General features: G+C 55.9%; 22 protein-coding genes and 1 pseudogene. 18 read left to right on the top strand and 5 right to left on the bottom strand.

The genetic code is table 11. From position 1 onward, the window contains the following. Positions 1–7 precede the first annotated feature (7 nt). The 9 genes from HX812_RS17255 (at position 8) to HX812_RS17295 (ending at position 10,762) form a co-directional block, all read left to right on the top strand. Entirely contained in the window at positions 8–763 is a 756-nt protein-coding gene (locus HX812_RS17255; RefSeq protein WP_038848272.1) for a hypothetical protein, read from the top strand. After that, the gene (locus HX812_RS17260; protein ID WP_200864536.1) at positions 760–1,107 is read left to right on the top strand and encodes a hypothetical protein; all 348 of its coding nucleotides are present in this window, start codon (positions 760–762) and stop codon (positions 1,105–1,107) included. The genes HX812_RS17255 and HX812_RS17260 overlap by 4 nt, the downstream gene beginning before the upstream one ends. 65 nt (positions 1,108–1,172) lie before the next feature. Next, entirely contained in the window at positions 1,173–1,364 is a 192-nt protein-coding gene (locus HX812_RS17265; RefSeq protein ID WP_050572466.1) for a hypothetical protein, read from the top strand. Positions 1,365–1,444: 80 nt separating this feature from the next. Continuing rightward, positions 1,445–4,222: a hypothetical protein gene (locus HX812_RS17270; protein ID WP_038848279.1), complete on the top strand. Its 2,778-nt coding sequence runs from the start codon at positions 1,445–1,447 to the stop codon at positions 4,220–4,222. Between the two features lie 95 nt (positions 4,223–4,317). Then, positions 4,318–4,884 carry a DUF2460 domain-containing protein gene (locus HX812_RS17275; RefSeq protein ID WP_256353741.1) on the top strand — a complete coding sequence of 189 codons (567 nt, stop codon included), beginning with the start codon at positions 4,318–4,320 and terminating at the stop codon, positions 4,882–4,884. Next, positions 4,881–5,741: a DUF2163 domain-containing protein gene (locus HX812_RS17280; protein WP_038848287.1), complete on the top strand. Its 861-nt coding sequence runs from the start codon at positions 4,881–4,883 to the stop codon at positions 5,739–5,741. Before HX812_RS17275 ends, HX812_RS17280 begins: the two co-directional genes overlap by 4 nt. Then, complete coding sequence (locus HX812_RS17285; RefSeq protein ID WP_038848290.1) at positions 5,738–6,181, top strand: NlpC/P60 family protein; 444 nt, start codon at positions 5,738–5,740, stop codon at positions 6,179–6,181. The genes HX812_RS17280 and HX812_RS17285 overlap by 4 nt, the downstream gene beginning before the upstream one ends. Beyond that, positions 6,178–8,718 carry a phage tail protein gene (locus HX812_RS17290; protein WP_080642411.1) on the top strand — a complete coding sequence of 847 codons (2,541 nt, stop codon included), beginning with the start codon at positions 6,178–6,180 and terminating at the stop codon, positions 8,716–8,718. Before HX812_RS17285 ends, HX812_RS17290 begins: the two co-directional genes overlap by 4 nt. Before the next feature lie 13 nt (positions 8,719–8,731). Beyond that, on the top strand, positions 8,732–10,762 hold the full coding sequence (locus HX812_RS17295) for a hypothetical protein (RefSeq protein ID WP_152514736.1): 2,031 nt from the start codon (positions 8,732–8,734) through the stop codon (positions 10,760–10,762). Between the two features lie 41 nt (positions 10,763–10,803). Here HX812_RS17295 and HX812_RS17300 read toward each other — a convergent pair whose 3' ends face one another. Next, a complete protein-coding gene (locus HX812_RS17300; RefSeq protein ID WP_050572468.1) occupies positions 10,804–12,762 on the bottom strand; it encodes an acyltransferase family protein in 1,959 nt (652 codons plus the stop codon). A 141-nt stretch (positions 12,763–12,903) separates the two neighbouring features. On the opposite strand from HX812_RS17300, the gene HX812_RS17305 reads away from it, so the two are divergent. Both HX812_RS17305 and HX812_RS17310 read left to right on the top strand, forming a co-directional pair. Next, complete coding sequence (locus HX812_RS17305) at positions 12,904–13,329, top strand: cell wall hydrolase (protein WP_038848295.1); 426 nt, start codon at positions 12,904–12,906, stop codon at positions 13,327–13,329. Next, positions 13,329–13,814, top strand: a complete 486-nt coding sequence (locus HX812_RS17310) for a DUF2514 family protein (protein WP_038848299.1) — start codon at positions 13,329–13,331, stop codon at positions 13,812–13,814. Before HX812_RS17305 ends, HX812_RS17310 begins: the two co-directional genes overlap by 1 nt. 20 nt (positions 13,815–13,834) lie before the next feature. Here the strand turns inward: HX812_RS17310 and HX812_RS17315 are convergent, their stop codons facing one another. Further along, positions 13,835–14,107, bottom strand: coding sequence for a hypothetical protein (locus HX812_RS17315; RefSeq protein WP_038848300.1), 273 nt, complete (start codon positions 14,105–14,107; stop codon positions 13,835–13,837). A gap of 273 nt (positions 14,108–14,380) precedes the next feature. Further along, positions 14,381–14,581 (bottom strand): hypothetical protein, encoded by a 201-nt coding sequence (locus HX812_RS32420; protein WP_161630249.1) that lies wholly within the window; start codon positions 14,579–14,581, stop codon positions 14,381–14,383. On the opposite strand from HX812_RS32420, the pseudogene HX812_RS32120 reads away from it, so the two are divergent. From HX812_RS32120 to HX812_RS17330, 3 genes and pseudogenes are all read left to right on the top strand, one after another. Next, a pseudogene (locus HX812_RS32120) lies at positions 14,543–14,831 on the top strand (hypothetical protein). The gene HX812_RS32420 and the pseudogene HX812_RS32120 sit on opposite strands and share 39 nt — an antisense overlap. Positions 14,832–15,227: 396 nt before the next feature. Further along, a complete protein-coding gene (locus HX812_RS17325; RefSeq protein ID WP_038848306.1) occupies positions 15,228–15,623 on the top strand; it encodes a nucleotidyltransferase domain-containing protein in 396 nt (131 codons plus the stop codon). Beyond that, positions 15,613–16,062: a DUF86 domain-containing protein gene (locus HX812_RS17330; RefSeq protein ID WP_038848311.1), complete on the top strand. Its 450-nt coding sequence runs from the start codon at positions 15,613–15,615 to the stop codon at positions 16,060–16,062. The genes HX812_RS17325 and HX812_RS17330 overlap by 11 nt, the downstream gene beginning before the upstream one ends. Positions 16,063–16,119: 57 nt before the next feature. Here the strand turns inward: HX812_RS17330 and HX812_RS17335 are convergent, their stop codons facing one another. Next, positions 16,120–17,346, bottom strand: coding sequence for an MFS transporter (locus HX812_RS17335; RefSeq protein ID WP_038848315.1), 1,227 nt, complete (start codon positions 17,344–17,346; stop codon positions 16,120–16,122). 282 nt (positions 17,347–17,628) lie between these two features. Between HX812_RS17335 and HX812_RS17340 the strand changes: the two genes are divergently transcribed. Beyond that, entirely contained in the window at positions 17,629–17,883 is a 255-nt protein-coding gene (locus HX812_RS17340) for a hypothetical protein (protein WP_038848318.1), read from the top strand. A 125-nt stretch (positions 17,884–18,008) separates the two neighbouring features. After that, on the top strand, positions 18,009–18,674 hold the full coding sequence (locus HX812_RS17345) for a hypothetical protein (RefSeq protein WP_256738062.1): 666 nt from the start codon (positions 18,009–18,011) through the stop codon (positions 18,672–18,674). Here HX812_RS17345 and HX812_RS17350 read toward each other — a convergent pair. Further along, positions 18,664–19,626 (bottom strand): LysR family transcriptional regulator, encoded by a 963-nt coding sequence (locus tag HX812_RS17350; protein ID WP_038848326.1) that lies wholly within the window; start codon positions 19,624–19,626, stop codon positions 18,664–18,666. The two genes, HX812_RS17345 and HX812_RS17350, sit on opposite strands and share 11 nt — an antisense overlap. A gap of 158 nt (positions 19,627–19,784) precedes the next feature. Between HX812_RS17350 and HX812_RS17355 the strand changes: the two genes are divergently transcribed. Both HX812_RS17355 and HX812_RS17360 read left to right on the top strand, forming a co-directional pair. Next, positions 19,785–21,104, top strand: a complete 1,320-nt coding sequence (locus tag HX812_RS17355) for an MFS transporter (RefSeq protein WP_038848328.1) — start codon at positions 19,785–19,787, stop codon at positions 21,102–21,104. A 13-nt stretch (positions 21,105–21,117) separates the two neighbouring features. After that, complete coding sequence (locus tag HX812_RS17360) at positions 21,118–22,347, top strand: Zn-dependent hydrolase (protein WP_038848330.1); 1,230 nt, start codon at positions 21,118–21,120, stop codon at positions 22,345–22,347. The last annotated feature ends 7 nt before the right edge of the window (positions 22,348–22,354 follow it).

The raw sequence follows: 22,354 nt of genomic DNA on the forward strand, positions 1-22,354 counted from the left end.
ATAAACTATGCAAATTGCATTCGGCAGTGGGCTGTTTTATGCCACCCCACTGATGGACGCCTATGGCAGCGCCCTGGCGTCTCCCACTCCAATCCTGCTGGGCATCATGCAGGAAGCGTCGGTTGACCTGTCCTATGACTCCAAAGAGTTGTTTGGTAGCGAGCAGTTCGCCGTGGACGCGGCGCGTGGTCAAGGCAAGCTCTCCGGCAAGGCAAAAGCGGCGCAGATCAGCCTCTCCCAAATGAATGCTCTAGTGTTCGGGCAGACGCTGCAGTCCGGCCAAGTGCTGGTGCATCACGCAACCACGCCGCAGGAAATTCCTGTAGGTGGAAAGATCATTGTTACCGCGCCGGGCGCAGGGGTGCTGGCTGGTGATCTGGGTGTTCGCGGCGGCGGGGCAGTGCCTTTTGCTCGGGTGCTGGCTGCGCCGGCGAAAGGCGAATACACCTACGACTCTGGTACCGGTGAATACGCGTTCGCAACGGTCGATGTTGGTGTGCCGGTATTTATTGACTACCGCTATTCGGTCGCCACCGGCAAGAGCCTTTCGGTGCGCAACTTGCCGATGGGCGATATGCCGGTGTTCCAGGGCGAGCTGTACTTGAAATACAAAGGTAAGTCGATCTACGTTCGCGTGCCCAACTTCGTCAGCAACAAGTTGAGCCTTTCGACCAAGCAGGATGATTACACCATCCCTGACTTCGAGTTCACGGGCTATGCCGATGAATTCGGTGAAGTCGCTTATTGGAGTTCCAGCGAATGACTGCCGTGAATGTTCCCGGTATTGAGTATCCATTTCCGGGCAAAAAACTGGTTATTCCGCCGCTTTCCCTTGGCGATTTGGAGCAGTTGCTGGAGCGGATCAATCGCGTCATGGCGGGCAATATGGATAAGGACGGAATAGCCACCGTGATCGATGCAACGCACGCAGCACTCCGTCGAAACTATCCCGACATGGGCCGTCAGGAAGTGGCAGAGTTGCTGGACCTGCGCAATATGCGTGACGTGCTCAACGAGGTTATGGGCGCGTCCGGTCTGGAGGTTACGGAGCCTGCGCCGGGGGAAGGCCTGGCCCCTTCGATTGGGGCCAGCTCTACGCTCACCTGATAGCCAGTACCGGCCAAAGCCCGGTCACCCTGCGGCGTGACTGGGACATGGTGATGGTGGGTCATATGACGGACTACTGGCGGCGGCACCCACCAGTCCATGTTCTGGTTGCAGGGTATATGGGCTACAAGCCAAGCGAAGACGTTACGGACGCACCTGATCTGGCAAGCAATATGGCGGCAATGGCTGCCGATATGCGCAACGAATTGCCTGAGCATTTACGCGGGGCGCTGGACGCATTTGTTGGCTCGCAATGACGGTTTTCGGTAGGGCTTAGGTATCACTACATGACTCCGCTTCGGCGGAGTTTTTATTTCCTGTAGAGCGAGGTTCCGGCATGGATAGAAATATCGCATACCAGTTCAGTGCCGGCACCCAAGGATTTGACCGCGCCGTCGAAGGTTTGGAGCGGAGCATGCGGGATGTTCGGACCACATTCGGGCGTGAGTTGAGGGCAATAAACACTGAGATGGCAGGTAGCCAAACGCAGCTAGGCCGCTTTGCTCCAGCGGCGAATGATGCGTTCTCCGGCGTCAGTTCGATCATGCGTTCGGGACTATCCGGGGTAATGGCGGGGATTGTTGGGGTGCTTGGGCTTGGCGCGTTCAAACTCAGTCAGATCGTTGGCGACAGCAAGGATGCGGCGATTCAGCAGCAGGCGGCTTATCGCGGCTTGGAGGCGGTGGCCAACCATGCCGGTATCGGCATTGGTCGTGCAATGGATGAGGCCAACAAGCTGGCTGCTGATGGCTTGCTGGGTGTAGGTGATGCAGCCAAGGCTCTGCAAAACCTCCTGAGCCGTGGTTACAACGTTGATCAGGCGGTGGGTGTTATTACTCGCCTGAAAGACGCGGCGGCGTTCAACCGGCAAGCCAATCTCAGCATGTCGGAGGCTGTGGTTTCAGCGACTGAAGGTCTGAAAAACGAAAACTCGGTGTTAGTCGATAATGCCGGGGTGACCAAAAACGTTGCGAAAATGTGGGAGGAGTACGCCAAGAGCATTGGCACTACTCGCGACAAGCTGTCCGACTCACAAAAAATTACCGCCGAATACAATGGCATTATGAAAGAGACTGAAGCCCAGGTCGGCAACGCCGCCAAGGCGGCCGAAGGCCTGACAGGTAGTCAGGCAGAGCTGGACTCAAAGAGCAACGAACTCAAGGTCACCATCGGCACCATCCTTGAGCCGGCTTTTATCAGTTTGAACAAGCGCCTCTCTGAAACCGCCAGTTGGTTTAACGGATTGTTGAAAGGCATGACCGGCGTGGGGGTCACCGTTGAAGAGGTCGCTGCAAACGTGGCGAGGTATGAGGCGATGCTGGCAAGCGTCGGTGATAAGGGCTCTCGCGGCGGCGGCGGTCGGGCTCAGCTTGAAGGTACGTTGGTGGAAGAGCGCCTGCTGCTTGAAAATATGCAGTTGGTTTCTACCAAGATCGATGACGTGGACGCCGGCATGCGCTCGCGCCTTGCCCGGATTGAAGAGCAGCGTCGCAAGGTTGCGGATATGGCCGCGACGGGTGACACGGCGTTGACCAGGGCGCCTCAGCAAGGCCGGGTCAGCCCTACGCCATATGGCATCGAAATAGCCAGGCTGACGAAACTTGAACAAGCTTATGCGACTGCCATCGAGCACCGGCAAAAGCTAACAGAAACGACAACGCCTCCTCCCAAGGTTGACGCTCCCGCTGGTGCGGCGCCGGGCAAGACAACATCCCGTGTCAGCCAATGGTCAGAGGCGCTGGATGCACAGAAAGTCGCTCATGCGCAACAGCAGTCGGAGCAGGGCACTTTTCTCCAGTTTTCTCAGCGACAGGAAGCTGATTACTGGCAGGGAATACTCAAACGCACCGATCTGAGTGCCAAGGAACGTTTGGGTGTACAGCGCAATTACCTTACGGCGTTGAACTCATTGCGTCGTCAGGACGAAGGGCAGGCGTTCGCTGACCTTCAGGCCCAGGCGCAGCAGTACCGCAATAACATGGATGCCCGCCTGGAGATCGCGCAGCAAACGTTGCAACGTAGTCGCGAGCTTTATGGCCAGGATAGCCAGGAGTATCGAAAAGCAGCGTCTGAAGTCGTTGCTGTCGAGCGGGAAAAACAGCAGCAGCTCACAAACATCAAACAGCAGCAGATGGCAGCGGACCAGCAAGCCCGGCTCACCGATGTCGCCCAGGCTGAGCAGATGGCTCAGTTGGACCTGCAGGCGAATTTGATCACGCAGGGGCAGTTGCTCCAGGCTCAAGCCGACTTTGAAAAGCAACGGTATGCGATTGAAGCCGAAGCTCTGGCTCAGCGTCAGGCCTTGCTGGCTAAAGATCCTGATCGCAACCCGGTAGCGCTGCAACAGGTACAGCAGCAGATCCAGGCGCTTGAGCAGACCCACCGTAATCGGATCGCCGTGATCGGCCGTCAGCAGACCATGGAGTCCCAAAGCAACTGGACTGGCATGGTGGGCAGTGTGCGTGCCAGTTGGTCTAGCGGCCTGAATGGGATCCTCAGTGGAACCATGAGCACGCAAGGCTTGCTCAAGGGCATCTTCGGCAGCATTGGTACCGCGTTTATCGAGCATATGGTCACGGCACCATTGATGGCTTGGATCTTTGGCGAGACTGCCAAAACCGGCGCCACGGTGACCGGGGTGGGCGTGCGTACCGCCGCTGAAGCGGGCGGCGCCGCTATGTCTGTCGCAATCTGGGGAGCGGCAACGATCAGCAACATCATTGCCAGCGCCTGGCAGGCGATGGCTGGTGCTTTTGCTGCGATGTCAGCGATCCCTTTCATCGGCCCGGTTCTGGGTGTAGCTGCGGCTGTAGCGGCCGGCGCCTTTGTCTTTGGCCTGGTCAAGAACGTGGCTTCTGCTGAGGGGGGCTATGACATTCCCGCAGGCACCAACCCAATGACCCAGCTTCACGAGCAGGAAATGGTTCTGCCCAAGCAATACGCCAACGTTATTCGACAGGCGGCGAACGGTGGGGGGCAATTGGGCGGTGGCGACGGCGGCTATCACTATCACGACAACAGCGGTCGACTGACCGAGGCTGACATTCGCCGTCATACGCGGGTGTTTGCGGCTGAAATGCAAAAGATGCAGCGCAACGGTGCGATTAAGCGATAGAGGGGCAACTCATGATTTTAGGGCCGTTTTTTCCTCCACGATGGATTGCTAGCTTTCCTGATCGTGGGGTAATGGCTGAGGACGTTTTGCCCCATATGCCTGGGCAGACGTTACTAGCCAAGAAGGCACCGGAGTGGAGTACCGGTGTACAGAGGTCAGTGAGTGGTCGTCGTCGTACCACGGCCTATTACGCTGCTCCGGTCTGGTCGTTTCAGATCAATTACAACGCTGTTCGGAAACGTCCAGGGCTGGATGAGTGGACGCGCTTGGTGGAGTTTTTCAACGAGCGCAAAGGTCAGTTTGGTGACTTTTTATTCTTTGACCGAACTGACCATCAGGTGACGAAGCACCGCTTTGGATTCGGCGATGGTGTCACCCGGACCTTTCAGCTCTCCCGGAGCATCGGAGGTTGGGTAGAGCCGATTTACGGTGTGGTCAACATTGAGGTGCTGACCGTTGGTGGCGTTCTTGGGACCGCTTACAGCGTTGATGCATTGGGGGCGGTCACCTTCCCTCAGCCACCTGCAGTCGGTGCGGCACTTGAATGGACAGGGGCCTTCTTTTTCCGCTGCGCCTACGACTCGGACTCCCTCGATAGCGCGCAGCCCTTCGGAAAGATCTGGGAAATGAAAAACGTCTCTTTCACGAGCATCAAGCCATGATCGCGGTTACTCCCGAACTGAAGCAATTTCTGGCCACATCGCGCAGCTTTGTTATGGCTGACCTTTACACCATTGCCCTGGCCAGCGGCCAAGTGCTGCGTTACACCAACGCAGGCATTCAAATTTATGCCGACCAGGTGAACTACTCAGCCTCTGGTCCGCTGATCAAGCGTACGGGGGTACGGATGGTGCGCGGCATTGAGGTTGACACCCTGAACGTCACTTTTTATGCCGGCGTAGAGGACACAGTGCTGGGCGAGCCGGTTTTGGCGTTCATTGCTGCCGGCGGGTTCGATGGTGCGTCACTGACCCTCAGCCGGGCCTTCATGAGGGACTGGGGGGCGCCTGTAGTGGGCACAGTCCTGCGTTTTATTGGCCGTGTGGCTGAAGTTGACCCTGCAGATCGTGAGCAGGCAACGTTTGCAGTCAAGTCGCCCATGGAGTTGCTCGACACCAAGGTCCCTAAGGGCGTCTTTCAGCCGGGTTGCTTGAGAACCGTGTACAGCGCTGATTGCGGTGTTAACCGTGCGTTGTTTGAAACGGCAGGTCGTGTGATGGCGAGTACTGAAGCGCTAAATATCCAGACCGATGTTACGGCGGAACATGGATGGTTTGACCAAGGGGTGATTCGTTTTGTGAATGGCGGTAATGCCGGCGTTTCACGAACGGTCCGGCGGCAGACGGGAAGCGGGGTTATTAGCTTGATCCTTGGCTTGCCAGCGGTTCCCCAAGCTGGTGATCAATTCCTGATTTATCCCGGTTGCCCGCGCACGCTGGATGCGTGCACCAACAAGTTCGGCAACCGTGGTCGCTATCGCGGGATGCCATTCATCCCGGTCGCGGAGACATCTGTATGACTGCACTGGAGCAACAACAGCGCGCAGCCGTGCTGGCCGAGGCGCGGCGATGGCTCAAAACGCCTTACGCGCACCGGCAGCACCTTATTGGTGTTGGGGTCGATTGCGCCTGGTTACTGATTGAGGTCTATCACGCTGTCGGACTTATGCCGTGGATTGATCCTGGTGCTTATGCCCAGGACTGGCATTTGCACCGTAGTCAGGAACTGTACCTCGGGTGGCTGGATGAGTATGGGCATGAGGTCCATACCCCTCAGCCTGGGGATGTGGCGATCTGGAAGTTTGGGCGCACCTACAGTCACGGCGCCGTCGTCATCGATGAGCACCGCATCATTCATTCGTATCGTGATATCGGCGTAGAGGTAGCGGACATGCGGGAAGAACGCCTGAACAGTCGGCCGGTACGGTATTACTCACTGAACAGATATGGGAGCGAATGATGGGCGGCGGTGGCAGCAGCATCTCTAACAGCGCAACACGCATCAACGCCTTACAGATCCAGAGCAGTGCCAGCGGCAAGCCCATTGCGTGGATTGCTGGGCGTAACCGTATCAGCCCGAACCTTGTGTATTACACCGACTTTGAGGCTGTAGCCAAAACGACCAAGACTAAGACTGGCGGTAAGGGCGGCGGCGGAGCGACCCAGAAGGACACCACTTACACTTACTATGCAGCCATTATTCTTGGCATTGGCCGTGGGGAGTTGGGGTCAGTAAGACGCATTTTTCGTGACAAGGAAGTCTTCGAGGAAAAAATCGTGGGCGGCGTATCGCAATCTGCCTTAGCCCAAATTGGTTTGAGTTTTATGGCTGGAACCCCGGACCAGCCGGTGTGGGGCTATCTAGAAACCAAGCACCCGAGCGAAGCTATTGCCTATTCCGATACGGCTTACGTGTATGCGGCTCACTATCTTCTTAATGACAATGCAGGAGTGCAAAACCATACTTTCGAAGTTGACGGTCCGTACCAAGTTCCAGGCTTGCCGGATGCTAACCCTGGGTTGTTTTTACCTGGGTTGTTGATGGATCCGCTAGATGGTGTGGGTTTTGACTCAAGCTGGATTGAGGACATGAGCAGCTATCGTGACTATTGTCTAGCAGAAAATCTCTTGTTGAGCCCTGTACTTGACGAGCAGGCGCCGGCCAGTGAAGCCATTACTCGGTGGCTGCAATTGACCAATAGTGAAATAGTCTGGTCGGCGGGGAAAATGAAGGTGATTCCTTTCGGAGACCAGGTGGTAACTGGAAACGGAGTTACCTGGTATCCCAGTGTTATGCCTGTAGCTCACTTGACATATGATGACTTTCTGTCAGAGGATGGCACAGCGCCACTTCAGATTAAAATCAAGAGCCAGGCCGACAGCTATAATGAAGTGTCTCTGGAGATTCTTGATCGTGCTCACGAATACAATACCGACGTGGTGCGTGGTGTTGATCAGGCTGCCATCGAGCAGTTCGGCTCTAGGCCTATGGATACCATCAAAGCCTATGAAATTTGCGATCCGGCAATTGGAGCTCATTCGGCGCAGTTGCTGGTTCAGCGCAAGCTATACGTCCGCAATGAGTACCAATTCTCACTAGGGTGGCAGCATGTTTTGTTAGAACCGATGGATTTGGTTACGGTAACTGAGCCAGGATTGAAACTTGACCGGAGGCTAGTCAGGCTGATCTCTGTTGAGGAAGACGAAGACGGTAAGTTAGCCATTGTCGCTGAGGACGCCTTACTTGGTATTGGTAGTGCACCAAAGTACCCGGTCCAAAGTAAGGCCGGATTCCAGGGCAATCAAAATGCCGAGCCAGGCCCAATACTGCCGCCAGTAATATTTAATCCTCCAGAGAGCCTTTTACTTGCAGGTGAACTTCAGGTGTGGGGGGCAGTGGGTGGCGCGGGTGAAAGTTGGGGGGGGTGTGAAGTCTGGATTAGTGCTGATGGCAATAGCTATAGAATGGTCGAAAGTGTGTATGGTCGATCTCGCTTTGGGCGATTAACAATGCCGTTACCCGCTGGCGGTGATCCAGATATTACTAATACATTGTCTATAAAGCTCGATGTTGCAGATCAGCTAACTGCCGCTACGACGGCTGAAGCAGACAGCGGTGCTACCTTATGTTGGATTGACGGTGAACTGATTAGCTACCGCGATGCTATTCTGACAGATGTAGGCTCTTACAACTTGCAGTATCTGCGGCGCGGGCGTCTAAGTTCGGCGGTCTCTAGCCATCCAGTAGATTCATCTTTTGTACGTCTTGATGATGCAATCTGGAAGTACACCTATGCAGCAGATCAAATTGGCAAACAAGTTTGGGTTAAATTCCGGTCCTTTAATGTGTTCGGGCGGGCACTGGAAGACTTGGCTGATGTGACTGCCTATAGCATAGTTCTTTCTCCTGCGCGGGTCGCTCCTGGTGCGGCACAATATCTTAAATTAATCGGTGATTTTGAAACTCCATATTTTACTGTGGACTGGACAGGTGATGCGCGTGCGGAAAATCGGCTAGTACGCATTCGAAATGCCGCTAACAACGCGTTGCTGCGTGAGGTGTCTACTACCGCTACGACCTTCACCTATCAGCGCTCAGATGCTTTGGTGGATGGCGCGCTTGTTAGAAGCTATAGAGTAGAGGTGGTTGAGCGAAACGCGGCAGGTAGCGCCCCTGTGACGGCTCTTATAGTCACCAATACTGCTCCTCCGGTAGTTGCTGGTACAAATGCTGTTGTTAGTGGTCTGACAGCGAATGTTAGTTGCGCATTAAGTACCACTCCTGATACTGCTGGATATATGTTTATATTCTCGACTTCCCCTGGGTTCGATCCGACATCTTCAGGGACTATTGGCTATCAGGGGGCGTCAAATTCCGGGCAGATTTCCGGGCTAGCGCCCGGGCAAATTTACTATCTCTGCGCCGCAGCTTATGACACCTGGAGTAGTGTGCGCTCACAGCTAAATTTCGCTCCGGCGATAACATTTATGACTTGAAAAGAGAACGACTATGCAACCTATTCAGTTCTTCGCTGCGAGAGCGGAAGATGGATCTCTGCTACCAGATGCAAGCGTGGATGTGTTCGTCCATGGTACTCAGAATCGGGCACCCTTGTTTTCGGACTCTGCAGCTACCGTTCCTCTTGAAAACCCTTTCCGGGCCGATGCAAACGCACGGGTTTTTTTCTATACGAGCGATGATCGTATTGATATTCGGATTAGCCGTTATGGATATGTAGCACCTATGATTTTAGACATCGCTACTCTGGATGTCGCGACGGCAGTTGAGCGGGTTCGGGCGGAAATTGATGAAGCTTTAGACAGTATGGAGAGAGAGTTTGATGAGTTTCTATCAAATTCGAGCTATGAAACGGAGTTTGTTGCTTATGCTGCTAACGCGGTACTAGAGAGGCAGACTCAGCTTCTTCAGCGGAACTTGGAATTGTATCGGGTAAAAGACCAAGCTGAATTGCCGCTTACGTTGACTGGAGATTGGGCGGTTGATGAATCAAAACTCGTCGCTGTGGGTGATGCGGCATTACGTCAAGAGCTGAGGTCTGTTGGAGGTAGTGCAAACGTCGAGTTTGGCGGTCGAACGGTTCGGGATCGACTGACGGATATGCCCTCCGTCCTGAGCTCTCCCTATTTTGCTGTTGGTGACGGCTCCTCGGATGACACCTCCGCATTTGCCAGCTTCGAATTGGAGCACTCTGGCAAAACCATTGATCTTGGCGGGAGGACCTATAGCGTAACGTCGATCCCAAAAGGCAATGCGTATGTGAATGGCCACTTCAAAATCGGCTCCTACAGCCGCGAGCCTTGCCAGTCGGCATTCACCATTGCACCGACATTCAACACATTTGGCGGCCAACTTCGCAAACTGAAGGAGGCGCTGTCCGACCCGCTGAATCAGCACGTTGGGATCGTATGGATTGGAGACTCAATTACGTTCGGTACCGGCACAGGGGAGGGGCCTAGCGCAGATCCTCGAGACGGGACTCTCTCCGACCCGAGAGATGTTTTCTCAACGCCCTCCTTTGTCAACGAAGTAAAGCGCTATCTCGGTGAAAACTATGCAAGTGGTGCTTCCCCTGTTTTGAGCAACTGGCCGGCAAGTCCTTCTGGTGAGTCTATTGCGTCTTTCACTGTAAGCAGGAAGCTTTACCCTGCAATGGGAGGGTTCACAACGACACCAGTTGGTTCTGCACAGGCTGCTACGGATGTAAGCTCACCGAATAGCGTCCTTCGTTTTCAGCGGCAGCTTGGAGATGGCGATTCGACAGGGGCGTCGTACACCTCTCTAAAATTCATGTTTACAGGCTATGGGTTTACGGTCGCATACACGTCTTTAGCTTCTGATGCGACATTCTACGAGCTTCGGATAGATGGCGCGCTGGTCGGAACCTACGATACTGCGCCCGGTGTAGATGGAGCCGTAGAGGGGTACGGGAATACCCGCCACCACTCTTTTGCCTTTGTGCGGAACAAGGAAATCGAGATTCGCACCTCTCGCGGCGGAAGGGCTGGGACCAGAAGGCTTCGGCTTGAAGCGATTCTGGTAGACAAGGTAATTCGCGTTTCTAACCAGGGCATTAACGGCTCTGATACGGTCAGATACAAAATGTACAACCTCGCCGGCAACACCAGCGGCGACGGTGTTGCATATGGCGCTGATGACAGCTTCGTATTCGTCCAGCTAGTAACCAATGATCGGCTGTTCGAAGTGGGGCGTCCGAGGAGTGAAAACACCTTCTCTCAGACGCTTGGTGACATGCTTGCCGCAATTACCGGTGTAGACATCATCCTCATGGTTGCAAACCCTGTTGGAGAAACTGCCGAGGTTGGTCGGGCATTTTCTATGCAGAGAGGCCGGGATGTTATCTACTCGAAGGCAAAGAGCCTGTCGCTTGATTTCATCGATAACTACACGGCTCTGAAGCAAATTACGCCGAAATCGATAACCTCTGATGAGGTTCACCCTAACCGGGTTGGGCACTCACTAATCGCTCGAAATATTATCGGCGCTATCGAAGGGGCTTGAGGATATAGCTCCAGGTAGGTTAACTACCTGGAGCTTGATGCTTACTTCTTGGGCGCTAGCTGTTCTGGGTAGGATTTGTCACGTAACGACAACTGTCCGATTTGCTCCGACCCAGCCATGCTAATGTGGCCAAGATCGAAGTAAACCGGCTTGCTGTTCAGATAGGCCGAACATTCTCCTCCCTTGCATATGTAGTCTCTAACGCTAAAGGTTGAAACGTTTTCGTACTTGCTAGATATTTCAATAATCTTGTTGTTTACTTCGGTTTCACCGCTGTCCGAATACGCCCCTCTAGGGCCGCACTGCATGAACGGTATCTTTATAGCTTTTGCATCGCATCGACGGTCATAGTCCTTGAAGATTGGGACCTTTAATCCGATCACTATTTGCTTATTGGTTTTAGACAGCTCGTCTATCAGGTCTGCAATGTCTGAGAAGAAATTTTTGCCGTGGTATCTGTAGCCGGGCCAGTCCGCGCTAACAAATAGAGTGTCGTAATTAGCGATGTTGTCCCTGATCATCTTGTTGAACAGGACGCAAGAGTCTCGCGACCGTTCTTTTACGTACTCTCTACTCTTTTCGCCGGAAAGAGGAATGCAGGAATCATGAGAAATGTTTCTGACGGTTATATTGTTTTCTTCTGCTATTTGTTTTACATACCCGACGTAGTGGGCAGAGTTTGAGTCTCCGAAAACAAGGACGGTGGGTTTGGCGTCTTTCGGTCCTAAAATACATTTGTCAGCGCTGATAAGGTCTTTAGAGAACTTCGGTGTTTGACAGTTGTAGTCGTATCTATAAGCGGCTTTGGTTTGATGGTAGTGTTCAAGAACCTTTGCGTAGTATCCGTCAGGAGAAAGCGCTTTGATCAGCCCTTTGTTGTTTATGGCGTACCAAGATATCGATACTAGGCATGCGGCGCATGCGACTATTGCCACTGTTCGTATTTTTGCACCGTTTACTGACGGGGTTCTAAATTGTTTCTCGATAAAGAAGTATGAAAAAATAGTCAGTAGAGCCATTGCTGCTGCGCAGTAAGCGTACCCAATGCCTACTGGATTTCCATAGGCGTACCTGTAAAAAGCAAGAACAGGCCAGTGCCACAGGTATAGAGAGAACGACACAAGACCAATGGCTACCATAGGGCGAATCGACAAGGCGCTGCCGACTGCTGTTTTACCAATGCTACCAGAGGCAATTACCAATGCAGCGCCCAATGATGGAATCAAGGATATGAATCCCGGGAACCCCTCGGTTTCCCGAATGAATGCCAAAGACCAGGCGAGCAGGGCGATCCCCACAAGCCCTATCGCCTCGGAAGCAAGCCGGCTTGCTCTTCCTTTGATTGCATCGCATGCAAAAAAGGCAAGACCACCTATAAGCAATTCACCCCCGCGAGAAGGCAGCATGTAATAAGCGAACGTCGGATCGCTAATCAACATATGCTCGCCGTACCAAAATGAGGCAGCTGCCAGGACAGAGGCAGCGCCTACAGCCAGCATCCGCCCACCGAACTTTAGGGTCAGTAGTAGAAGGGCAGGCCAGATCAAATAGAACTGTTCTTCAACGCCCAGTGACCACATGTGCAGCAGCGGAACGGTGTCTGATGAGGCAGCGAAGTAACTGGTATCGAGAAACTTCCAGAAGTATATGTTCGCAGCGGACAGTGTTGTAGCGATGGCCGAACTGGATAGCGCCTTGGCGTCATCGGGAAGCATGAACGCTAGGCCGAACACTAGGGTGCAAAGCGTTACGAAGAATGCAGCAGGCAGGATCCGCCGAACGCGCCGCATGTAAAACTCGCCAAACGAGAATGTGCCTGCAGCGTGCTGCCTGGCGATGATCCCGGTAATCAAGAAGCCGGAAATTACGAAAAAGATGTCTACGCCAACAAATCCGCCCGGCAGCCAGTCTTTATTAAAGTGGAAAATGACGACGGCCAAAACGGCCAATGCTCTCAACCCGTCAATGTCTGGTCGATAGCTCAAGCTTTTGTTATGCATGAATTCCCTTTCTTCGGCATGGCCGTGGGCTAATTGATATCGCGCCGGATTCTACAAGCGAACGCCTGACGTGTCAGCGAAGAACGTATAAACCTGATTTAGCCCGCCATCGAGCGGGTTTCTTTTTGCCTGGAGAAAAGCATGACCAATACAGAGAAAGACCGGGACATTCTGGCGCGCACGCTCTGGGGTGAAGCCCGCGGCGAAGGTCTGGACGGCCAGATCGCCGTGGCCTGGACCATCCGCAACCGCGTGTTCGACGGCAAGGCCAAGTCCTGGTGGGGCGAGGGCTACGCCGGCGTGTGCCTGAAACCTTGGCAGTTCAGCTGCTGGAACAAGAGCGACCCGAACTATGCCTACCTCAGTGGTGCGAAGCCGATCCCGGCTGCGCAGCTCGCCCAGGCCCTGCGTGCGGCTGCCCAGGTGATGGCCGGCGTGGTACCGGATCCAACCGGCGGGGCCACGCATTACTACGCAACCACGATGCCCAAGGCCCCGGCCTGGGCGGCCAAGGCCAAGCAGACGTTGCGCCTCGGGCATCACATCTTTTTCAAGGATGTGCCGTGATGACGCCCGTGCAGAAGCTGGCCGGGCTGGTGGTGCTGATCCTGGTGCTGATGGCCAGCGCCGCCGGCGTCACCTGGCAGGTGCAGGACTGGCGCTACGGAAAGCAACTGGCAGAAAACGGTGAGACCTGGGCGCTCGCCATAACCGAGGCGGGCAATGCTGCTCGAGCAGAAGAGCAACGCCGACAATCGTTAGTGAATAAGGAGGCAAATGATGCGCGAGAACAGATTAAGGCAGCGTCTGCTGATGCCAGTGTTGCTGATGTTGCTAGTGACCGGTTGCACGTCGAGGCCAGTAAGCTTGCCTCAACTTCCTGCAGCGATCCCGGAGCTGCCCAGCGAGGCGCGTCAGCCACCCGCGCCGCCATGGTGCTCTCCGAATTGTTCCAGCGGGCTGACAAAAGAGCGGGAGAGTTGGCGGCAGCTTATGATCAAGCACGAATAGCTGGGCTCGCCTGCGAGGCTATATCAGCAGGTCTCAGGTAACACCCTCCAAAAAATAACTTTTAGAGGAATCGGTGCGCCAGATAGCCTAAAAACAATGGTGTAGCAAATGCTAAAGCTGACTTTATTAAGTTCTCAAGAACCCAGTCACGTAATTTGACAAGAAGACCTTTCCCGTTTGCGTAAGTTTTTGTGTGGGGCACGCCTGCATGGCAGTTATCGATATCTGCTTTCAGGTCGCTGTTCTCGCCTATGGACTTGATAAGGGTATCGGCTGTTGTCGTGCTGTCCTTAACTTTTACATCACCTTTGCCGCCGATTTCAATCATGGCCATGGATGTATCTCCGAATACTGTCAGCCAGAGAAAGGTTTCCAGCCCCGGAAGAATTCTCGATATGAGTGATGCGGCTAGCGTTAATGTCAATGTTAACGCCTTTCACAACCACCTTAACCTCGGCGTACATGTCGTTTATGTTGACAGTGCTATTGATGGCTTCAATCGCGAAATCAGATCCAGTTACCTTAACGTGACGTAACAGTAGCTTCGACCCCCCTTCAGATTTTATCGCTCCGCCCATGTTCCACCTCAAAGGTTGATGAGGTTTGATTATGGCAAAGCCGTGGCCGATTTCCACCCTGCGGGGCGGATTGTGCTGGATGCTTCAAAAACCTTCGATACTTTTAAACGCAAAATTGATACCGGATGTACTTCCTCCTTGTTCGCCGTCGCGAGAATGGCGCGGCCATCCCTGATGATCAGCTCAGGAAGATCCAGCCTCTTCAGGCAGAAGTTCACGTCGGCGACCACCACATTGATCCATTGGGCCGGATATCGAACCAGACCTGAGTGTTCAACCCGACTCCAGGGCCCATCTTCATCCGCGCTTGCAGTACGCGAAGGTCAACGGCATGGCCGGCTCGGCATCTGTATCAACGAGGCCAAGGAGTTCGATGGCGCCATTTACGTCCAGCTCTGGTATAAGCCGTGGCCTGTTGCGTGCAAATGCGGGTTTGGTGTTCGGTCGGCAGGACGCCGGGGCAGCGGTGGTGCGGTGTGAGATCAACCTCAATGATCTGGCCGGCGATACTTTGGCAGGCCGGGGGCTGGACCAGAATGGGATTTGGGTGGGTTTCCCTGAAGCGGTTCTACAAAACGAGCGGCGGCGTCAGACTTAGGTTGGTAGGAGGGCGCGCCGTTAGGGCATAATTAGGGCATATTCAGGGCCGCCATAGGCCGCACTGAGCCAATAGAGGATGGCTTGTATGCCCGTTTTTAGGGCCTACAGCGGCCTACAGGTAGTTTGGGAGGGGTTCGAATCCCTATCTCTCCGCCATTATTGAATAACGAAAAACCCCCGATAACCTAAAGGTTGTCGGGGGTTTTTCGTTTGGGGCAGAAATTTGAAGATGAATTCTGCTACGGTCATTCATCGGATGGCACCATGAGTCGCAACATGAACGTTGAAGCAGTGTTGGCGCAGTTATTGGCGAGTGTCCCTGATCTGATGGCTGTCTATGTGTTTGGCAGTCAAGCGACGGGTGAGGCGAATGCCGACAGCGATCTCGACCTGGCAGTGCTTGCTGCCGGCACAGTGGACCCGCTACTGCTGTGGCAGACAGCGGGGGAGCTTGCTGACATCGTGGCGGTGCCCGTCGATCTGCTGGACCTGCGCGCGGCCTCCACGGTCATGCAATATCAGGTAATAACAACCGGGCGTCGGCTCTGGAACAAGGACAGTCAGGCAGGTATTTTCGAGAGCTATATCCTCAGTGAAAAAACCGCGCTGGACACTGCAAGGGCAGCGCTGTTGGCCGATATTCAGACGGAAGGAAAAGTGCATGGTCGATGATGTGCTCCTCAACAAGGCTTCGAGCATTGAGCGCTATGTGGCTCGCGCTCGCGAGGAGTACGACAAGGACCCTGACAGTTTCGCGACTGATTTCACTCGGCAGGATGCGGCGATTCTCAACATTCAGCGTGCCTGCGAAGCTGCACTGGATATGGGGCAGCATTTGATCCGTCGTGAGCGGCTGGGCGTCCCTCAGGGCGCACGTGACGTGTTCCAATTGCTATCCCAAGGTGGGTGGGTGAGCCCGTCCTTGTTGACCAACCTGAAGAATATGGTCGGTTTTCGTAATATCGCCGTTCATGAGTATCAAACCCTTCAATTGCCGATCACCGTTGCGATCATCACTCAGCATCTAGGGGATTTTCTGGCGTTTAGCTCATTTATTCTGACTAAGGATGCAAGTCAGTCAGGTGCCACCACCGATACTCATCCCCATTAAACGAAAAAGCCTGCTGAGCTCAACACTCAGCAGGCTTTTCAGTCAGTACTTCTCTGGTCAGGCAGGTTGCGCCGCCAAGCTGTTACTGACATTGCGCCCCAGCACCAGCACCGTCACAAAGCCCACGCCCACCAACGCCGTCGCCAGGCTCAACAGCACCGAAGTGCCCATCTGATCAACGATCCGCCCGCCAAAGAACGACCCCAGCGCAATGATCACCTGGAACAGCGCGACAAACAGCGGCATGCCACGCTCCACATCCTTGGGCGCTACCACAAACATCCAGATACTGGCGCAGGCCGGGAAGGCGCCGAAGGCGAAGCCCCAGAGCGCTATCAGCATGGCGGCGCCGGTCAGGCCGGTGGCGAAGTAGGGGAACAGGGCGGTGCTGGTGCCGATCATCAGCGCGACCAGCAGCAGGGTGTAGCGCACGCTGCGGTTGGCGGCGAATCCGGCAAAAATGTTACCCGCCACACCGGCTATGCCAAACATCAGCAGCAGTGAGCCGATAGTCGGGCCATCGAAGCCGGAGCTGTTCTTGAAGAAGGGCGCGACGTAGGTGTACGCGGCAAAGTGCGCCAGGCCGATCAGCAGTACCGCGATCAAGCCGACCCGGGCCCGTGGGTTGATGAACAACGCTGGCAGGTCGCTGACAAGAATGGCTTTTTCCGGCTTGAGCAATGGCAGCAGAAGGACCTGCGCCAAGAGCACCGGCAGGCCCACCAGCGCGGTGACCAGGAAGGTCATGCGCCAGCCCATCAGGCCGCTGAGCCAGGTGCCGACCGGTACGCCGAGTACGGTGGCGAGGGTCACCCCCATCATGATGATCGAAGTGGCCTTCGCGACGTCCACGCCTTTGGGCGCCAGGCGGCCGCTGAGGGCGATGGCCGTGGCCCAGAAGCCGCCGATGCTGATGCCCAGCAATACACGGCCGAACAGCAGCAGGCTGAAGTCGCTTGCAAAGGCCACGACCATATTGGCGATGATCATGATCAGTGTCAGGCCGATCAGCAAGTAACGGCGATCCATCGCGCCAATAATCACTGACAGCAGAGGCGCGGCGATCGCGGCCATGATGCCGGGTAGGGTGACCATCAGTCCGGCGTGGCCGGCGCTGATGCCAAGGTCGGCAGCGACGTCGTTGAGTACGCCCACCGGCAGAAACTCGCTGGTCACCAGGGCAAAGGCGCCCACGGCGACCGAGAGAATCGCCAGCCACTGCTGTTTGACGCTCTGTTGATTATGTTCGGGAAGGCCGCGAGGGGCCTGGCTGGCACTTGGCATGGTGTTGGGTTCCAGGGTGAACGTCGCCCGAAGCCAGGCGAGGGGGAAGGAATTAGGGGGCGATTATAGGAATCAGTGCAGAAAATCGGGCAGGCGCTCGTTTCGATAGTAATCATCAGTGCTATCGATGCGACGCTCTAGTACGCACTACGTGGGCCATACACCTTTCATACAGGCTTCCCCAACGCGACCTACAGGGAGGACATTGCAGTAGCACCGGCGACTTATTACCTTGTGATGGCGCACTCGATCCCGCGCGACCCACTGCAAAGGAATTGCATCATGAGCAAGAACACGAAAAAAACCTCCGGCAAGATAGCGGCTCTGGCGGCCGATACTCTCAATGATCCAGACACTTCAGTCATTGCCAAAAGCCTTGCCGCTTCAGCGCTGGCACAGCGTAGTACCGAGAAGCAGACGAGCGCTGAGCTGGAGGAAAAGGCGGGCAAGGTGCTTCAAAGCGACAAGTACAGTGAGGACACCAAATCCCTGGCGGCCTCGGTTCTCTCCCAAGCCAATAAAGAGCGGGGACGTTGAGTAAAAGGCTCACTGTTCTCCTGGTTTGACCTCTCACATCAACCGGGCGTCCATCGGGCGCCCAGGAATGGCGACGGAATAAACCCAGGTCCTCAACCGTTAACCCTTCAGAGCTGCCGAAGTCCGTGCATACGCTGGATTTCTGTTCGGGATTATCGATTGAATTGGAGAGGTCCATGCTTGTTTATCGGAACACACTCAGCGAAGCATTGCCGCTTCGTGAGCGTGCGGGCGCGATCGGTTTGGTGTTGAGCCTGGAAGGCGCCCGTTACTATGTATTCGTCAGTCGGCAATCACGCGATCAGGTCGCCAACAGTGCTGTGGGCAATAAGCTGAGGGTCAGTGCGCAGCTGCTTAAAGTCCCACCCTCCCCGCAGATACACCAGGCGAAGTACGCTGAATTGCTGCCCATTGCGCGGGACCTGGCAACGCAACGGGGGGTGGAAGCCGAAAGCCGGCATGCCGAAGAGTTGTTGATCGAGCACTTTGATGAGTGCGTGCAAAATTTCGTCGCGTTGCGCGGCCGTCCGCCGGCAAAAGCCGAGGTGTTTCTGTCCCACTGTCCTTGCCAATCAAAAGACCCAGGCGCCAGCCCGGCGCGTACGCTCGCCGGTACTTATTACGAGGCCACCTGCAAGGCCAAGTTGATAAAGTTTTGCACGAGCGCTACCCGTGCCGCGATTTCATGGAAGGTGTATTACCAATTCGATATCGGCACATCGAAGCTCGATATCAATGAAAACCTCGGCAATCTAACGATGTGCAAACAGCCGGCGTTCATCAACTTTTAGAAACGTGCGCGCCGTGGTCAGCCAGGCGCGTTGCCAGGCTCTGAATAAACACGGCTTCCGCCCGACTCATCTTCTGCTCTCGATTCCACAGTAGATGAATGTCCACGTCCGTTATTCCCTCATCCGGCGGTAACCGCCAGAGCAGCCCGTTTTTCACATCCTCCGCCACCACATGGATCGGCAGGCAGCCCAGGCCGAAGCCGGCGATCACCAAGCGCCGCACTTCTTCCAGGCTTGAGGACGAAGCCACAATCCGCCCGCTGAACCCCTGCTGGTCGCGGAAAATCGTCAGCGGTGAGAGCATCCCGCCGATCTGGTCACTGGTGAAGCTCACGAAGTTCTCCGACTGCAGATCGCCCTCCGCCAAACCAATGCGCCCGAACAGCGGGTGATGGCGCCCGCAAAAAAACGCATAGCGCTGGCGCAGGAACAGGTGCTGTTCCAAGCGTGGCTGCGGTCGGCGGTTAAGACTCAGCCCCAGGGTCGCGGTTTTTTCCAGGAGCGCGGCAACGATGTCCGAGCTGCGCATCACCTCAACTTCCAGGTCGACCCGAGGATGTTCACGATGAAAATCCGCCAGGAATTCATCGAAGGTGTCCGAGTTGATCCGGCTGATCATCAGCAAGCGCACTTTGCCGATCACTTCATCACCGGGCTTTTGCAGGGCATTGCTCATCTGCGACACCTGGCCGTACATCTCGCCGGCGATGGCGAAGATCTGCTCGCCGGCCTCGGTCAACACAAAGCGCGGCCCACGGCGGACGATGAGTTGGCAGTCGAGCTGTTCTTCCAGGCGCTTGAGCGCCTGACTGATCGCCGGCTGGGTCAGGTGCAGGCGGGCGGCGGCGCGGCTGATGCTCAGCTCCTGGCCAATCACACGGAAGGTGCGCAGCAGGTTCCAGTCCAGGCGGTCGTTGAGCAAGGGGTGAATGTCGCGGCGGGCTTCGGGCATGGCGCAGCTCGATAATAAGCAGGGTTTATAATTGGAATAATAAATAGAAAATTGACTAATCATAGCCCCAAGACGATAAATCACCCCTAACAAGCGCCATCAGAGCGCATGCGTTCGACCTTTCTCCTGCCAAAAAAATAACCAAAGGAGCCAGCCCCATGAAGCCTTCCGCTTCGCCCCAGCCTCGCCGTGCTGCGGCCGCCGCTTTTATCGGCACCATGATCGAGTGGTACGACTTTTATATCTATGCCACCGCCGCGGCGCTGGTGTTTGGCCAACTGTTTTTTCCCTCCGAAGACAAACTCTTCAGCACCATGGCGGCGTTCGGTACCTTTGCCGTGGGTTTCTTCGCGCGGCCGCTGGGCGGCATTGTGTTCGGGCACATCGGTGACCGGATCGGCCGCAAGAAATCCTTGGTGATTACCCTGGTGATGATGGGTGTGGTCACCGTGTGCATCGGCCTGCTGCCGACCTATGCGCAGATCGGTGCGGCTGCGCCGGTGTTGCTGATCCTGCTGCGTGTGGTGCAGGGTATTGCCGTTGGCGGCGAGTGGGGCGGGGCGGTGTTGATGGCGGGCGAGCATGCGCCGAAAGGTCGGCGCAACTTCTTTGCTTCCTTCGCGCAATTGGGCAGCCCGGCTGGGCTGATCCTTTCGCTGCTCGCGTTCAGTGCGGTCACCCGTCTGCCGGAAGACGCGTTAATGAGTTGGGGCTGGCGCTTGCCGTTCCTGGCCAGCGCGTTGCTGTTGGTGGTTGGCCTGGCGATTCGTCTGGGCGTGAATGAGTCGCCGGAATTTCTTGAAGACAAAGCCTTGGCGGAAAAAGCGCGGGCGATCAAGAAAGACCAGGCCCCAGTCATTGAAGTGCTGCGAACCGCCTGGCGTCCGCTGCTGCTGTGTATCGGTGCCAACACGTTGGGCATTGCCGGTGTGTATTTCACCAACACCTTCATGATTGCCTACAGCACTCAGCAATTGGGCCTACCGCGTTCGTTGATTCTGGAGTGCCTGTTCTTCGTCGCCATCATCCAGTTCTGCGTCCAGCCGCTGGCCGCCTGCGTGGCGGAGAAGGTCGGTGCCACGCGTTTCCTGTGCGCAATGACGGTGCTGGCCATGGCTTCGCCTTACCCAATGTTCGTATTGGTCAGCAGCGGCCAGGCGCCCTTGATCATCCTCGGCATCGCCTTGGCGGTGGTGTGCATGGCCTCGTTTTATGCGGTGATCGCCGGCTTCGTCAGCGGCCTGTTTGAAACCCGTGTGCGCTACACCGCGATCTCCCTGGCCTACCAGGTTTGCGGTGCGCTGGCGGGCGGCCTTACGCCGTTGATCGGCACCTGGCTGGCCCACGAATATCAAGGCCAATGGTGGCCGATGGCAGTGTTTTACAGCTTGATCGCGGCGGTCTCGCTGGTGTGTGTGCTGGCGTTGTCGCGCCGGCATGCCACCGCCCACCGTCATGAAATGGCCCATAGCGTTTGATGGAGTGTCTGTAATGTTGAAGATCAATGGCGAGCGCCTATGGGCCAGCCTGATGGCCATGGCCGAGATTGGCGCCACGGCACGCGGCGGCAGTTGCCGCCTGGCTTTGAGCGCCGAAGACAAAGCCGGTCGCGAACTGTTCAGCCACTGGTGCACGGCCGCCGGGCTGACCCTGAGCGTGGATGCCATCGGCAACCTGTTCGCCCGTCGTGCCGGAACGGACAAGGACGCGGCGCCGGTGATGATGGGTAGCCACCTCGACACCCAACCCGAAGGTGGGCGTTTCGACGGTGTCTACGGTGTATTGGCGGGTCTGGAGGTGATCCGTAGCCTTGACGATCATGGGATCCAGACACGCAAGCCACTGGAAATCGCGGTATGGACCAACGAGGAGGGCGCTCGTTTTACCCCAGCCATGCTCGGTTCGGCGGTATTCACCGGCACCCTGGCACTGGACAAGGCCCTGGCCACCGCCGATGTCGATGGCATCAGTGTGGCCGAGGCTTTGCGTGCTACCGGCTACAACGGCTCACGCCCCTTGGGCGGCGCGGTGGATGCGTATTTCGAAGCGCATATCGAGCAGGGCCCGATTCTTGAGGACAACGCCAAGAGCATCGGTGTGGTCACCGGCGGGCAGGCGATTCGCTGGCTGGATGTGCGCGTCGAAGGCATGGCTGCCCACGCCGGCACTACGCCGATGCTGCTGCGTAAAGACGCCTTGTATGGCGCCGCGCAAATGATCCAGGCCCTGGAGAAACTGGCGGCGGATTTTGCCCCCGAAGGCCTGACCACCGTGGGTGAACTGAGCATCGCCAAATCGTCGCGCAACACTATTCCTGGCCTATTGAATTTCACCGTCGACCTGCGGCATCACCGCGACGTCGATATCGACGCCATGGAACAGCAAGTGCGCCAACAACTGCAGGCCATCGCCGAGCAACGCGGGCTGTCCGTGACCGTCAGTCCACACTGGATCAGCCCGGCCACACCGTTCGACGCCGACTGCGTCGCCTGCGTGCAAACCGCCGTGGATGCCCTGGGTTACAGCCAACAACGCATCGTCAGCGGCGCCGGCCACGACGCCATCCACCTGGCGCGCTATTGCCCGACAGCGATGATCTTCATCCCTTGCGTCGGCGGCCTCAGTCACAACGAAGCCGAAGACGTGTTGCCCGAGGACGTGCGCCAGGGCACCGACGTATTGCTCAATGCCGTGTTGAAACGCGCCGGCCAGGTTCAGTAAGGAGATT

The organism is Pseudomonas sp. IPO3749 (assembly GCF_013386605.1).
Taxonomy (GTDB): domain Bacteria; phylum Pseudomonadota; class Gammaproteobacteria; order Pseudomonadales; family Pseudomonadaceae; genus Aquipseudomonas; species Aquipseudomonas azotoformans_A.

Excerpts from the sequence above, each read along its gene's own strand:
- HX812_RS17255 (WP_038848272.1), top strand. The coding sequence starts at position 8 with ATGCAAATTGCATTCGGCAGTGGGCTGTTTTATGCCACCCCACTGATG.
- HX812_RS17280 (WP_038848287.1), top strand. The coding sequence starts at position 4,881 with ATGATCGCGGTTACTCCCGAACTGAAGCAATTTCTGGCCACATCGCGC.
- HX812_RS17260 (WP_200864536.1), top strand. The coding sequence starts at position 760 with ATGACTGCCGTGAATGTTCCCGGTATTGAGTATCCATTTCCGGGCAAA.
- HX812_RS17325 (WP_038848306.1), top strand. The coding sequence starts at position 15,228 with ATGAACGTTGAAGCAGTGTTGGCGCAGTTATTGGCGAGTGTCCCTGAT.
- HX812_RS17300 (WP_050572468.1), bottom strand. The coding sequence starts at position 12,762 with ATGCATAACAAAAGCTTGAGCTATCGACCAGACATTGACGGGTTGAGA.
- HX812_RS17305 (WP_038848295.1), top strand. The coding sequence starts at position 12,904 with ATGACCAATACAGAGAAAGACCGGGACATTCTGGCGCGCACGCTCTGG.
- HX812_RS17285 (WP_038848290.1), top strand. The coding sequence starts at position 5,738 with ATGACTGCACTGGAGCAACAACAGCGCGCAGCCGTGCTGGCCGAGGCG.
- HX812_RS17265 (WP_050572466.1), top strand. The coding sequence starts at position 1,173 with ATGACGGACTACTGGCGGCGGCACCCACCAGTCCATGTTCTGGTTGCA.
- HX812_RS17340 (WP_038848318.1), top strand. The coding sequence starts at position 17,629 with ATGAGCAAGAACACGAAAAAAACCTCCGGCAAGATAGCGGCTCTGGCG.
- HX812_RS17355 (WP_038848328.1), top strand. The coding sequence starts at position 19,785 with ATGAAGCCTTCCGCTTCGCCCCAGCCTCGCCGTGCTGCGGCCGCCGCT.
- HX812_RS17295 (WP_152514736.1), top strand. The coding sequence starts at position 8,732 with ATGCAACCTATTCAGTTCTTCGCTGCGAGAGCGGAAGATGGATCTCTG.
- HX812_RS17335 (WP_038848315.1), bottom strand. The coding sequence starts at position 17,346 with ATGCCAAGTGCCAGCCAGGCCCCTCGCGGCCTTCCCGAACATAATCAA.
- HX812_RS17290 (WP_080642411.1), top strand. The coding sequence starts at position 6,178 with ATGATGGGCGGCGGTGGCAGCAGCATCTCTAACAGCGCAACACGCATC.
- HX812_RS17360 (WP_038848330.1), top strand. The coding sequence starts at position 21,118 with ATGTTGAAGATCAATGGCGAGCGCCTATGGGCCAGCCTGATGGCCATG.
- HX812_RS17275 (WP_256353741.1), top strand. The coding sequence starts at position 4,318 with ATGCCTGGGCAGACGTTACTAGCCAAGAAGGCACCGGAGTGGAGTACC.
- HX812_RS17270 (WP_038848279.1), top strand. The coding sequence starts at position 1,445 with ATGGATAGAAATATCGCATACCAGTTCAGTGCCGGCACCCAAGGATTT.
- HX812_RS17330 (WP_038848311.1), top strand. The coding sequence starts at position 15,613 with ATGGTCGATGATGTGCTCCTCAACAAGGCTTCGAGCATTGAGCGCTAT.
- HX812_RS17315 (WP_038848300.1), bottom strand. The coding sequence starts at position 14,107 with ATGGCCATGATTGAAATCGGCGGCAAAGGTGATGTAAAAGTTAAGGAC.
- HX812_RS17310 (WP_038848299.1), top strand. The coding sequence starts at position 13,329 with ATGACGCCCGTGCAGAAGCTGGCCGGGCTGGTGGTGCTGATCCTGGTG.
- HX812_RS17350 (WP_038848326.1), bottom strand. The coding sequence starts at position 19,626 with ATGCCCGAAGCCCGCCGCGACATTCACCCCTTGCTCAACGACCGCCTG.